The organism is Streptococcus halichoeri (assembly GCF_019774635.1).
GTDB lineage: Bacteria > Bacillota > Bacilli > Lactobacillales > Streptococcaceae > Streptococcus > Streptococcus halichoeri.
Genome location: NZ_CP081502.1, coordinates 1,245,531 through 1,258,973 on the forward strand (window position 1 = coordinate 1,245,531; position 13,443 = coordinate 1,258,973).

Annotated in this window: 9 protein-coding genes; 8 read left to right on the top strand and 1 reads right to left on the bottom strand. The window is 42.0% G+C overall.

The window, feature by feature from the left end; translation table 11 throughout:
- Window positions 1-105 precede the first annotated feature (105 nt).
- The 3 genes from rexB to rpsU all read left to right on the top strand — a co-directional run bounded on the left by rexB (window position 106) and on the right by rpsU (window position 7,306).
- Window positions 106-3,357, top strand: a complete 3,252-nt coding sequence (rexB, locus tag K5J94_RS05975; protein WP_221912622.1) for an ATP-dependent nuclease subunit B — start codon at window positions 106-108, stop codon at window positions 3,355-3,357.
- Complete coding sequence (gene addA, locus K5J94_RS05980) at window positions 3,347-7,009, top strand: helicase-exonuclease AddAB subunit AddA (RefSeq protein WP_221913785.1); 3,663 nt, start codon at window positions 3,347-3,349, stop codon at window positions 7,007-7,009. Before rexB ends, addA begins: the two co-directional genes overlap by 11 nt.
- A 120-nt stretch (window positions 7,010-7,129) precedes the next feature.
- Window positions 7,130-7,306: a 30S ribosomal protein S21 gene (gene rpsU, locus K5J94_RS05985; RefSeq protein ID WP_000048058.1), complete on the top strand. Its 177-nt coding sequence runs from the start codon at window positions 7,130-7,132 to the stop codon at window positions 7,304-7,306.
- A gap of 211 nt (window positions 7,307-7,517) precedes the next feature.
- On the opposite strand, the gene mscL is transcribed toward rpsU, so the two are convergent.
- The gene (mscL, locus tag K5J94_RS05990; protein ID WP_159564593.1) at window positions 7,518-7,895 is read right to left on the bottom strand and encodes a large conductance mechanosensitive channel protein MscL; all 378 of its coding nucleotides are present in this window, start codon (window positions 7,893-7,895) and stop codon (window positions 7,518-7,520) included.
- Window positions 7,896-8,018: 123 nt separating this feature from the next.
- Between mscL and dnaG the strand changes: the two genes are divergently transcribed.
- The 5 genes from dnaG to rfbD all read left to right on the top strand — a co-directional run bounded on the left by dnaG (window position 8,019) and on the right by rfbD (window position 13,372).
- Complete coding sequence (gene dnaG / locus K5J94_RS05995; RefSeq protein ID WP_221913788.1) at window positions 8,019-9,827, top strand: DNA primase; 1,809 nt, start codon at window positions 8,019-8,021, stop codon at window positions 9,825-9,827.
- 8 nt (window positions 9,828-9,835) lie between these two features.
- The gene (rpoD, locus tag K5J94_RS06000) at window positions 9,836-10,945 is read left to right on the top strand and encodes an RNA polymerase sigma factor RpoD (RefSeq protein WP_159544151.1); all 1,110 of its coding nucleotides are present in this window, start codon (window positions 9,836-9,838) and stop codon (window positions 10,943-10,945) included.
- Window positions 10,946-11,245: 300 nt separating this feature from the next.
- Window positions 11,246-11,584 (top strand): metal-sulfur cluster assembly factor, encoded by a 339-nt coding sequence (locus K5J94_RS06005; RefSeq protein WP_221912624.1) that lies wholly within the window; start codon window positions 11,246-11,248, stop codon window positions 11,582-11,584.
- 22 nt (window positions 11,585-11,606) lie between these two features.
- Window positions 11,607-12,515 (top strand): glycosyltransferase, encoded by a 909-nt coding sequence (locus K5J94_RS06010; protein WP_221912625.1) that lies wholly within the window; start codon window positions 11,607-11,609, stop codon window positions 12,513-12,515.
- A 5-nt stretch (window positions 12,516-12,520) separates the two neighbouring features.
- Window positions 12,521-13,372: a dTDP-4-dehydrorhamnose reductase gene (gene rfbD / locus K5J94_RS06015; RefSeq protein WP_159549029.1), complete on the top strand. Its 852-nt coding sequence runs from the start codon at window positions 12,521-12,523 to the stop codon at window positions 13,370-13,372.
- Window positions 13,373-13,443: the final 71 nt, after the last annotated feature.

A 13,443-nucleotide genomic window follows, 5' to 3' on the forward strand; every position in this document is an offset into this window, starting at 1 on the left:
GCGTGGTCGTGCTGTCTGGCTGTTCTTATGCATTTTGACTGAGCATTCCTGTTCGCATTTTGCTATAATAAGAGTATTGATTCGTCGAACTGATAAAGGAGCATTATGAAACTTTTATACACAGAAATGCACCACGATTTAACCCGATTGCTCGTAAAAGAAGCGGACGCCTTTGCTAAAAAAGGCTACCGGGTTTTTTATATTGCCCCCAATTCGTTATCTTTTGAAAAAGAACGAACAGTCTTAGAATTGTTACCAGAGCAGGCATCTTTTGATATTGTGATCACCCGTTTTGCCCAGATGTCTCGTTATTTTTTACTAGATCAGGTGACTGAGTCAGAGCCAGTGGATGATAGTGGCCTGACCATGCTGTTTTATCGAGCCTTATTGCAATTAGATCAAGAAGACCTTCCGATGTTTTATGCTCTCAAAGAAGATTTTGGCTTTATTGAGCAGCTGGTTGATTTATTTAAAGAGCTACGACAGTCACATTTATCTATTAGCGATCTGATTTTGGATAATCCCAGAAAGACCAGCGAATTAAGCACCATTTTTGCGCGGGTCACTGACCTTATGCAGGCGAATGCTTTGACAGCAAGTAGTCCTTTAAGCCTGTTTGCTAAAAGTATTTTGACAGGTCAATTGAATGATAGACTGGCTAAAACAGTAATTGTGATTGATGGTTTCACCCGTTTTTCAGCTGAAGAAGAAGCCTTGGTTGACTTGCTTCATCGCTACTGCCAGCAAGTCATTATAGGTGCTTACTGTAGCCAGAAGGCTTTTCGTGCTAGTTATACAAAAGGTAATGTCTATGAGGCCAGTCTAGAGTTTCTCCTTAAGCTGGCCGGTCGCTATCAGGTGCAGCCACAGTATTTAGCTGATACAGATACTTATCCTCAAACCTTTCAGAAATTAGGAAAAGCTGTCGAAGCGCAGCATGATTTCACGGAGACATCAGTTGATTTTTTCGCTGCTGATTTAAGTAGGGTCGCCCTGTGGGAATCCATTAACCAAAAAGAAGAAATTGAACACATCGCCAAAGCCATCCGTGCAAAGCTCAATCAAGGCTACCGTTACAAGGATCACTTGGTTTTATTGGGTGATGTGGAGACATATTATCAGCAAATCGGTCCGATTTTTGATAAGTATGAGATTCCTTATTATTTAGGAAAAGCTGAAAGCATGACCAATCATCCACTGGTCCAATTTGTTGAGTCCCTTTATCGCCTCAAAAAATATCATTGGCGCGCTGATGACTTGTGTCATCTGTTGAAATCGGGCCTCTTTGGAGGGATAACGCAACCAGAAAGTGACCAGCTGGAATACTATCTCAATTATGCAGACCTAAATGGTCTAGGGGATTTTGCCAAGCCTTTTACCAAAACGAGCTATGACCAGCAAGGTCGTGCTACTTTTGATTTGGCGTTCTTAAATGAGATTAGAAAAAAAGTGGTACAACCGCTCCAAACTCTGTTAAGTCAAAGAGCTCAATCGGCAGCTGCATTGGTCAGACAGGTCCGAGATTTTTTAGTAGCTATCCAGTTGCCCCAGCAATTTCAGGCTATATCATTAACTAAACCAGCACTTGAGCAGGACAAAGATTTGGAAGTTTGGAAGGCTTTTACAGCTTTGCTTGAGCAATTTTTCTCCTTATTTGCACAAGAAAAAATGACGCTGTCGCATTGCTTGGCCGTGCTTAGAGCTGGCATGCAGGCGGCAACTTACCGGGTTGTACCTGCCACTGTTGATGTGGTGACCATCAAATCTTATGACCTCATTGAGCCACATACAAATAAATTTGTGTATGCTATTGGAATGTCTCGGTCGTATTTTCCAAAACCAGCTCTTAACACTACTCTGATTTCAGATCAAGAACGCCTTGCTAGCAATGAGCACCAGGATGCCCTGCATCAAATGCCAATACCAAGTTATGATAATAGCCAAAAGAATCATTTTACTGCTATGTCTTTGTATCAGTCAGCGACCCAAGAGCTGGTGATTAGCTTTCCAACGCTTTTAAATGATGTCAGCCAAGAGCTATCACCCTATCTGAAAGAATTGCTGTCATTAGGCATTCCTTTGACTACTATCGGGAAAAATCGCTTCTCAATGGAAGCAACTGATATTGGCAATTTCAAGTCCCTCTTATCCAGCGTGGTTGCGATTAATCAAGGAGATGTGACGGAAGAACTAAATGATGGGGAACGCCAATTTTGGACAGTCATGCTGCGTTATGTCAAACGTCGTTTAGAGCGGGAGCATTTTAGCTGGCCTAGTGCTTCTAAACGTTTACAAACACAGCCGCTCTCACCAGAGGTTTTAGCTCTTATATTCCCGCCAGAACAACCGCTAAAGCTTTCTGCTTCTGCCTTAACGAGCTTTTATAACAACCAATACAAGTATTTCCTCCAATATGTACTAGGTTTACACCAGCTTGAAACTTCTAAAGCAAAGGCCAATAATCATGGTACTTATCTACATAAAGTGTTTGAATTGATTTTATCAGATCACAGTGCGGTACCATTTGACCAAAAGGTTGCGGCAGCTATTGAACAAGCTAATCACTACCGAGATATTGCTACTTATTACCAAACAACGGCTGAAGGTCGCTATGACTTTGAAATTTTAAAAGACATTATTTGGTCAACAGCTACGATTTTGGAGCAGCAAACTGATTTACAGGTCTTAGAACGTGAGAAACACTTTGTCTTACCCTTATCAGATCATCTCCAGATTAGTGGGACAATTGATCGGCTTGACCAATTAGCAGATGGTCAGTTAGGAGTGGTGGATTATAAATCTAGTCAGACTAATTTTGATATTGGTAAATTCTACAATGGCCTCAATTCACAATTGGTTACTTATTTATCAGCCTTGCAAGCAAGTGAGCAAGAGCAAGCTCAGCGCCCTTTTTACGGTGCTATGTATTTTCATATGCATGAACCAAAACTGGAACTCAATCAGTTTAAAGAAATCGGTGGTAAGTTAGTTGAGGCAGTCTATCAGGAACTGACTTATCGCGGCATTTTTATGGAAGAGGCAAAAGAACATCTAGCCAATGGTCGCTATTACCTTCGCAATAGCCTTTATAGTCAGGCGGAAATTGAGTTAATGCTAACCTATAACCAGGCTTTATTTGAGCGGGCAAAACAGCTAATCACCAAGGGACATTTTCTGATTAATCCTTATACACAAGATGGTAAAACCGTCCAAGGCGATCAATTAAAGGCGATCACCGGGTTTGAAGCAGACCTTGATTTGGCTCAAGCCAGACATCTGGTGAAATTGCCTGCTAAGAATAAAAAAGAGGGCTTTTTGGCCTTAATGCAAGAAGGAGAAAGTCATGATGAGGTTTGAACCCTTTTTAACAGCTGCCAAAATCAAACAGCTCCAAGAAGAGGAGCTGCATTCTGATAAGGTTCAAAAACGGACACCAGAACAAATCGAAGCCATCTATAGCAGTGGCCAAAATATACTTGTCTCTGCTTCGGCTGGTTCAGGTAAAACCTTTGTTATGGTTGAGCGTATCGTTGATAAAATCCTGCGCGGAATACCGATTGACTCCCTGTTTATCGCAACTTTTACCGTCAAAGCAGCCACTGAACTAAAAGAACGGCTGCACCAAAAATTAGTCACAGAACTTAAAAAACAGCAAGATCCAGCTTGGAAAAACTACTTAAATGAACAAATCGAAGCCATAGAACGAGCAGATATTGGAACCATGGACAGCTTCACTCAAAAGTTAGTTTCAGAATACGGCTATACCATTGGAATTGCTCCGCGTTATCGTATCCTCCAAGACCAGTCTGAGCAAGATATTTTGAAAAATCAGGTCTACCAAGAGCTCTTTGAAGAGTACATGGCAGGTCCTGATCAGTCCACCTTTATCCAATTGGTGAAAAATTTTTCAGGACAGCGCAAAGATTCGGCTGGTTTTAAGCAAGTTGTATTTGCCTCTTATCAGTTTGCCCAGTCAACGGCTGACCCCAGCTATTGGCTGGAGGAGGTCTTTTTACGCGGGGCAAAAACCTATCAGGACTATGCTGCCTTGCCAGACACGCTAATTCAACAATTAACTGAGGTGATGTTGCAAACGGCGAATGCCTTACAGGATGTGACAGATTTGCCTGATTATAGCCAAATGACAAAAACGGGTAAACCAACAGCCAAATATACCAAGCATCTAGCTATTATTGAAAGTTTGCAAGAGTGGGCCAATCATTTTGATTTTTACTATAGTAAATCTCATCTAGGTCAGCTGGCGCAGGATCTGACCGCCCTGCTGCCTTCTTCGGACCAGGTAACCGTTTCAGGTATCAAATATCCTGTTTTTAGAAGCCTTCAGGACCAGATAAAAACGCTCCGCCATTTGGAGCTTATCATAGCCCATCAGCCAGAGAGTTTACCAGCTTTAAATATTTTACAAAGGTTTGTGGGTGATTTCTCAGCGCATTATTTCAAACTCAAAAAACGGGAAAATAGCTATGAATTTGCTGATATTGCTCATTTAGCTATTCATATTCTTCGGCAAAATCAGGACCTACAAAGGGCTTTTCAAAGCAAATACCATGAGGTCATGGTCGATGAATACCAAGATAATAATCATATGCAAGAGTGCCTCTTGGAATTATTAGCAAATGGCCATAATCGCTTTATGGTCGGCGATATTAAGCAATCCATCTATCGTTTTCGCCAGGCTGATCCTCAGATTTTTAATCATCAATTCAAAACGTTTAAACAGGATCCCACAAAAGGCAAGCTCATTGTGTTAAAAGAGAATTTCCGCAGTCACAGCAAAGTCCTAGCAGCAACTAATAGTGTTTTTAGGCATCTCATGGATGAGACAATTGGTGATGTGACTTATGAAAAAGAGCATGAGCTGCTTGCAGGCAGTGACACTCAAACACAAGAACTTGGTGGGATAGTGCCTCAATTACTGATTTATGATACTGATACAAAAGAGGCTAGTGAGGAACAAGCAGCAGATGGCCAAGAGCCCCCTGATCAAGAAACGGGACAATTATCTGCTTTTGAGGTCAAGTTAGTTGTAAAAGAAATTAGTCGTCTCCATCAAGAAGAAGGGGTTGCATTTTCTGATATAACCTTGTTGGTCCGCTCAAGGACCCGCAATGAACAGATTTTTCAAACATTTGCTGCCTATGGTATTCCTGTAGTAGGCGATGGTGGTCAGGCTAATTACCTCAAATCAGTAGAAGTTATGGTCATGCTAGATACCTTGCGCACCATTAATAACCCTCTCAACGACTATGCTTTAGTCGCCTTGCTCAAATCACCCATGTTCCAATTTACAGAAGACCAGCTGGCTCGGATAGCCTTACAGTCTCAGCCAGATCAGGTTGCTGAGAGCTTTTATGGCAAATTAAAAAACAGCCTGAGCCGCTTAGGCAGTCATCCTGACTTGATCACAGAGGAGCTCTACCAGCAGATTGAACGGTTTCACTACCAGCTCTTAGCCTGGCGTCAGTATGCGCTGAGTCACTCTTTGTATGCCTTAATCTGGCAAATTTACAATGACCGCTTCTATTTTGACTATGTAGGAACAAGCGCTAAAGCCGAACAAGCACAAGCTAATCTGTATGCGCTAGCCATTCGTGCTGGGCAATTCGAGCAGTCAGGTTTTAAGGGATTATCGCGATTTATTCGAATGATTGACCGCATCCTAGAAACTGACAATGACCTGGCTGATGTCCCTATTGAGCAGCCTAAAGATGCTGTATCAGTGATGACGATACATAAATCTAAGGGCCTTGAGTTTCCCTATGTTTTTATCATGAATTGTGATCAGCGCTTTAGTTTTACAGATGTTCATGCACCTGTGATTTTGAACCGCAACCAGGGTGTTGGGATTAAATGGCTGACCGACTTAAAAAAAGAGCTGCACGAAAAGCAGCTAGCAAGTGTTAAGGTAGCTATTGAAACAGTGGCCTATCAGCTTAATAAACAAGAATTGCGCCATGCCACGTTATCTGAACAAATGCGGCTCCTCTATGTAGCGATGACTCGGGCTGAAAAAGGCCTGTACTTTGTCGGAAAAGGCAGCCAAAGTAAGCTGCAGGATAAGTACCCCACAAGCAGTCCAGGCAAGGTGCTACCCACAGACCTTCGTGAAAAGTTACTGTCTTTTCAAGAGTGGCTTTTGGCAATCGCTAGCGCCTTTTCAGCTAAGGACTTAGACTATCAGGTGGCCTATGTTAGCGCGTCTGAACTGACTGACGAGGCAATCGGTACACTCCAGCCAAGATCAAGGCTTGATCTGACTGACCTAAAAGATCTTAGACAGAGTCCGCAAATCGCAAAAGCCATAGCAATGGTAGAAGAAGTCAATGCCTTAAATCAAACGTACGCAGCAGCGATCAATCTACCAACCGTCCGAACCCCAAGTCAATTAAAAGCATTTTACCAGCCGATTATGGATTTGGATGGCGTGCAAATCATGGATAGTCAAGCCGCTAGAGCAGGGGATTTTACTTTACCTGATTTTGACCAAGCAAAACAGGTAGAAGCACGTCAAATCGGCTCAGCGATGCACGAGCTCATGCAGCGTATCCCGCTAGAAGCACCGATAAGCCATACTGTTATCGAAGCAGCCCGTCAAGCGGTCAATGCCGATACAGCAGTCAAAGAAGCCCTTGATACTCAAAAAGTCTATGAGTTCTTTAACCAGACAGAACTAGGCCAGTTTATCCAGGACCACAAGGTAACTTTACATCGCGAAGCTGCCTTTGCCAGCTTAAAAACAGATCCTGCTAGCCAGGAAGACTTTGTCCTACGCGGCATTATAGATGGTTATATCTTGTTGGCTGATCGTATTGTTGTCTTTGATTATAAGACAGATCGCTACCAAGACCCTAAGCAACTGATCGATCGCTACCAGCACCAAATGCAACTTTACACACAGGCCCTACGCCAAGCCTACCGTATTGAACAGATTGATGCCTATCTTATCTTACTGGGCGGTGAAAAAGTAGAAGTAGTCGCTGTGCCTTGAATGGAAAGCAATAACCATTTTTCATAAAATCTTGGAAAAAGGTAGTTGACTTTTTCCGAAAAAACGGATAATATAGTTAGGAACGTGAAAATGTTACGCTATCTTGAGGAGGTGAAATTAATGTCAAAAACAGTAGTACGTAAAAACGAATCACTTGATGATGCACTTCGTCGCTTCAAACGTTCTGTTACTAAAGCTGGTACTCTTCAAGAATCACGTAAACGTGAATTCTACGAAAAACCTTCTGTTAAACGTAAACGTAAATCAGAAGCAGCACGCAAACGTAAAAAATTCTAAGCGCACAAGCAAAAAAGCAGTCACCTTGCAGGGGCTGCTTTTAATGTCGGTTGCTAGCATTGCCGTTTTTTTCTGTAACAAGGATAGCATAAACGTTTGAGTGGGTGTATATCTTGACTGCGTAGGAGGCCTTTTTGTCCTTTGTCAATCAAGTAACAATGGAGCTGCGACATTGGAGCAGCAAAAAAGGCCACAGGGCCCTTTTTTATGCTTATTTGCGAGCGAGTAGGTCACGAATCTCCATAAGGAGTTCTTCTTGACTTGGTGCTGCCGCTTCAACAGTTTCTGCTTCAGTTTTGTTAAAGCTCATGACTTTATTGGCTGCTTTTACAACGAAAAATAGAGTCATACCAATAATTAAGAAGTTGATAACAGCTGCTAAGAAGTTACCGTATTTGATTCCGTTCCATGTCAATTGGGCAATATTTTGCACCCCGGCAGCTTTTAAGACGGGATTTAAAATCAAAGGTGTAATGACATCTCCAACTAGAGAGTCAATAATGGCCTTGAAGGCGGCCCCAATGACAACGGCAACTGCTAAGTCAAGGACATTACCTTTGAATAAAAATGCTTTGAGTTCTTTAATCATTCTAAAATTCCTAACCTTTCTTGCCCATTTTATCATAAGTTTGGCCCCTAGACCACCGATACGACTCGTCCTTTTAAATTTACAAAAAAAGGGTGGCATGCTATAATGAAATATAAAACTATAATGGGATTACTATGGGGAGGCGACGATTTGGCAATTGACAAAGATAAAATTTCCCAGATAAAACATGATGTTAATATCGTTGATATTATCGGAGAAGTGGTCCCCTTAACCCGGTCTGGTCGTCATTATTTAGGTTTATGTCCTTTCCATAAGGAGAAAACGCCTTCCTTTAATGTCATTGAAGACAAACAGTTTTATCATTGCTTTGGTTGTGGAAAATCTGGTGATGTCTTTAAATTTATAGAAGATTACCGGCAGGTGCCATTTTTAGAAAGTGTGCAGATTGTTGCTGAAAAAGCTGGGATTCCCCTTGAGAAAACAATCTTTCAAGGTCAACCCAAAAAAGTCCGTCCCAACCAAGATTTATTGGATCTTCATCGAGACGCCGTCTCTTTTTATCAGGCCGTCTTACTGACCACAAAAAATGGCCAAGCGGCGCGTGAATATCTCTACCAACGTGGGCTCACAGATGAATTAATTAAGCATTTTCAAATCGGTCTTGCCCCAGCAGAAAACGATTATCTCTATCAAGCTTTATCCAAAAAATACAAGGAAGACAGCCTATTAGCCTCAGGCTTGTTTAATGTTTCTGAACAAAACAATCGTATCTATGATGCCTTTTGCAATCGTATTATGTTTCCTTTGTCAGACGAAGACGGTCAGCCAATTGCTTTTTCCGGACGAATTTGGACATCAAAAGACCAAGAAACAGGGCAAGCCAAATACAAGAATAGCCGCGCCACCAAGCTGTTTAATAAATCGTATGAACTCTATCATCTAGATAAGGCTAAGCCAGTCATCACTAAAACCCACGAAGTTTTTCTCATGGAAGGTTTTATGGATGTTATTGCCGCCTATAAAGCAGGTGTTGAAAATGCTGTCGCTTCGATGGGGACGGCACTTACAGAACAGCACATTCGCCGCCTCAAGGCCTTAACCTCAACGATTGTTATGGTTTATGATGGTGATGCGGCGGGTCAAAACGCTATAGCCAAGTCCCTAGAATTGCTCAAAGACTTCAATGTAGAAATTGTGCAAATTCCCAACAAGTTGGATCCAGACGAATTTGTTCAAAAGCATTCAGCACAGGCATTTGCTCAGTTGTTGCAACAATCCCGCATTAGCCATATTGAATTTCAGATGAAGCAATTGCAACCAGAAAATAGTGATAATTTGCAGGCACAGATTGCTTATGTGGACAAGATAGCTCCGATTATTGCTGCAAGTCCTTCAATCACTGCTCAAAATACTTATATCCACAAGCTGGCTGATTTATTACCAGATTTTGATTATTTCCAAGTGGAGCAGGCTGTTAATCAGCAACGTTTACAAGATCGCAAGCACAGGCAAGGCGTCCACGATCCGACTGCTTTAGTAACGATTGATCTGTCCTTATCAAAGCGTTTGTCGGCTTTGGTCAAAACAGAGACACATTTATTGCATCGCTTACTGACTAATGATGTTATCTTAAATGAGTTTCGCTTTAAAGATCACTTCCAATTTGATACGCCAGAATTTCAGGTTTTGTTTGACCTGTTAAAGGAAGCTGGTGAGATTACATCAGTTGATTTGTCCCACCAGCCCGAGGCTATCAATCAGGCTTATTACCGTGTGCTTGAAGAAAATCTGCCAAAAGAAATAGGACCAAATGAAATCGAAGAGGTCTTATTGAAGCGCCAGCGATTATTGCAGGAACGAAAAATCCAACAACAAGGAAAACAGATCCGTGAATCAAGCAGCAATGGCAACCATGCATTAGCATTAGAAACCTTGGAACAATTGATTGCGCAACGAAGAAATATGGAATAGAGGAAAATATGGCAAAAGAAAAAGAAATTACAACCTATAATGTTCAAGTGGCCGAGTTTATTCGCAACCACAAAAAAGCTGGAACAGCAGTTGATGAGGAAGTTACAAAAGTCTTAGTGGTTCCTTTTAGTCTGGATGCTGATCAAATTGACGATTTATTAGAACGTTTAACAGATGGTGGTATTTCGATTACAGATAAAGATGGCAATCCTTCAGCCAAGTATATTGTTGAAGAGCCCAAACCTGAGGAATTATCTGATGAGGAGTTGCTGGGTAGTAATTCAGCCAAAGTTAACGATCCGGTTCGGATGTATCTCAAAGAAATTGGTGTTGTGCCACTCTTGACAAGTGAAGAAGAAAAAGAACTGGCTGTGGCAGTAGCCCAAGGTGACCTAGAGGCTAAACAACGACTAGCCGAAGCAAACTTACGTCTGGTCGTGTCAATTGCTAAACGCTATGTTGGTCGGGGTATGCAGTTTTTGGACCTGATTCAAGAAGGTAATATGGGTTTGATGAAGGCTGTTGATAAGTTTGACTACTCAAAAGGCTTTAAATTTTCCACCTATGCCACTTGGTGGATTCGCCAAGCAATTACGCGAGCTATTGCCGATCAGGCAAGAACCATCCGGATACCGGTTCACATGGTTGAGACGATCAACAAATTAGTGCGTGAGCAACGCAATCTCTTGCAAGAACTTGGTCAAGATCCAACCCCAGAACAAATTGCAGAGCGAATGGAGATGACACCAGATAAGGTGCGTGAAATCCTCAAGATTGCACAAGAACCGGTTTCTTTGGAAACACCAATTGGAGAAGAAGACGATAGTCATTTGGGTGATTTCATCGAAGATGAAGTCATTGAAAATCCCGTTGACTACACTACGCGGGTTGTTTTGCGCGAGCAATTGGACGAAGTCCTAGATACTTTGACTGACCGTGAGGAAAACGTCCTACGTCTACGTTTTGGCCTGGATGATGGTAAAATGCGTACCTTAGAAGACGTCGGTAAGGTCTTTAATGTAACGCGTGAGCGGATTCGTCAGATCGAAGCCAAGGCCCTCCGTAAATTACGCCATCCAAGCCGTAGCAAACAATTAAGAGACTTTATTGAGGACTAAAACACCACAGTGTGGTGTTTTAGGTCGGCGCCAAGAAATTAGAAAGCGCCGAAGAGGTCCAAGTGTGGTGTTTTAGGTCGGCGCCTGGTAAATAAAAAGGGATGATACCGCATAAGTTGTCTTTGATGAGAGGAAATCATTCTGGGATTCGGTGGGGTATTTTTCTATGCCCTCATCGCTTGATTTGGCCACCTAGCTTGTTAGTCTTGACTGACTGGAGCCTTTATTTCTCCTGGAATTGATTGTTTAAGAAGTCATGACTCTAGTCTTTGGCGTTGGAATGAAAACGAAAGGAAACAAATGACAGAAAATCCAAACTATACATTAGAGGAAGTGAATCATATTAAAGATCGCATCCTGGAAGTCCTCGAACTGGTTGTTGATCCAGAGTTAGGCATTGATATTATTAATTTGGGACTGGTTTATGACATTCGTTTTGAAGACAACGGCCATACCGAAATTGATATGACTTTGACGACGATGGGCTGCCCTTTGGCAGATTTATTGACAGATCAGATTCATGACGCTATGCGTTCGGTACCAGAAGTAACCAAGGTAGAGGTCAAATTGGTCTGGTACCCGGTTTGGTCTCCTGATAAAATGAGCCGTTATGCCCGCATTGCATTGGGAATTAGATAGAGGGTAGAAAAAAGGAAGCAACATGCCTCAAAAAGTGATTATTTGTCTTGCCACTTTTAATGCTGAAAAGCATTTGCGTGCACAGCTAGAAAGTATTCAAAAGCAGACCTACTCTGATTGGATTTGTAACATTAGAGATGATCAATCAACTGATGGAACCCTGGCCATTATTGATGAATTTGTCACACAGGATCCACGGTTTCGTCTCATTAATCCAGGAAAAGGGAAAAACCTTGGGGGACATCGGACTTTTTTCGAATTAGTTAAGTATGAAGCAGCGGATTTCTATGTTCTGTGTGATGCTGATGATATTTGGAAAACAGACAAACTAGCTGTCTATTTAGCTGCTTGTCAAAACAAGGATGCTCACCGTCCGTTATTGGTCTATTCGACTTGGACAACTGTTGATGAAGAGCTAACGTTCCTCAAGGAAAACGACCAAAAAACAGTCCTAGCTGAGCAAATAGCTTTTAACCAGATCAATGGAATGGCTATCATGATTAACCATGCTTTAGCTAAGGTCTGGCAGTTTGAGCCAATTGGGGCCCATGACTCCTATCTTGGCACCTTGGCTTATGCAATAGGTGACGTTGTCTATATTCCTGTTAGCACTACCTTGTGGCGACGGCAAGCACAGTCAGAGTCTCTGAATAACTATGGCCGTCAGTATGGCATCGCCACTTTTTGGCAAATGATGGACACATCTTTCAAGCGAGCGCAATTGATATATCAGGATTGTCAAGCACAGATGGCACCTCAGATAAAAACTTTTTTTGAACAGTTTATTGCTCTGGATCAGGCCTCATTTTTTCAGCGACTGGCTTTGCTTTTTTCCCTCAAATTACGACGCAAATCTGTCGTTGAAACCATAGCCATGACCTTATTGTTATTAACCAACTTTCAAAAACCGCAAGAAGGAAAGGATAGGTAGACTTTATGATATTAATTACAGGTAGTAATGGACAATTAGGAACGGAACTTCGTCACTTGCTAGATGAACGCTCCGTTGATTATGTGGCTGTTGATGTTGCCGAAATGGATATTACCGACCTTAGCAAGGTGGAATCGGTTTTTGAGCAAGTAAAACCGACCTTGGTTTATCACTGTGCGGCATATACGGCTGTAGATGCAGCAGAAGACGAAGGCAAAGCATTAGACTATGCCATTAATGTCACTGGAACAAAAAATGTTGCTAAAGCTTGTCAAAAACATCAGGCCACCTTGGTGTATATCTCAACCGACTATGTTTTTGATGGCAATAAACCAGTTGGCGAAGAATGGCTAGAAACAGATCAGCCTGATCCACAAACAGAGTATGGTCGGACAAAGCGTTTAGGCGAAGAAGCTGTAGAACATTATCTTGATAGTTATTACATTATTCGTACGGCCTGGGTTTTTGGTCATTATGGCAAAAATTTTGTGTTTACCATGCAAAACCTTGCCCAAACTCATGACCGCCTAACAGTTGTCAATGATCAGCATGGTCGTCCGACTTGGACCCGCACATTAGCGGAATTTATGTGTCATTTAGCTGAAAACAACAAGGCCTTTGGTTATTACCATTTGTCTAACGATGCTAAAGAAGATACCACTTGGTTTGACTTTGCAAAAGAAATCCTAAAAGATACAGCAGTCGAAGTAGTTCCAGTAGACTCTTCAGCATTTCCTGCTAAGGCTAAGCGTCCCTTTAATTCAACATTAAATTTGACTAAGGCTAAAGCAACTGGCTTTGTTATTCCAACCTGGCAAGAAGCCTTGCAAGAATTTTACCGCCAAGAACGTCCTTAAAATGACAATGACCTAGAAGGGGAACCCCTTCAAGTGCTTTGTTTGCCTGACTTGGCTAATTCTTTTTATCT

Excerpts from the sequence above, each read along its gene's own strand:
- rexB (WP_221912622.1), top strand. The coding sequence starts at position 106 with ATGAAACTTTTATACACAGAAATGCACCACGATTTAACCCGATTGCTC.
- addA (WP_221913785.1), top strand. The coding sequence starts at position 3,347 with ATGAGGTTTGAACCCTTTTTAACAGCTGCCAAAATCAAACAGCTCCAA.
- rpsU (WP_000048058.1), top strand. The coding sequence starts at position 7,130 with ATGTCAAAAACAGTAGTACGTAAAAACGAATCACTTGATGATGCACTT.
- mscL (WP_159564593.1), bottom strand. The coding sequence starts at position 7,895 with ATGATTAAAGAACTCAAAGCATTTTTATTCAAAGGTAATGTCCTTGAC.
- K5J94_RS06005 (WP_221912624.1), top strand. The coding sequence starts at position 11,246 with ATGACAGAAAATCCAAACTATACATTAGAGGAAGTGAATCATATTAAA.
- dnaG (WP_221913788.1), top strand. The coding sequence starts at position 8,019 with ATGGGATTACTATGGGGAGGCGACGATTTGGCAATTGACAAAGATAAA.
- K5J94_RS06010 (WP_221912625.1), top strand. The coding sequence starts at position 11,607 with ATGCCTCAAAAAGTGATTATTTGTCTTGCCACTTTTAATGCTGAAAAG.
- rpoD (WP_159544151.1), top strand. The coding sequence starts at position 9,836 with ATGGCAAAAGAAAAAGAAATTACAACCTATAATGTTCAAGTGGCCGAG.
- rfbD (WP_159549029.1), top strand. The coding sequence starts at position 12,521 with ATGATATTAATTACAGGTAGTAATGGACAATTAGGAACGGAACTTCGT.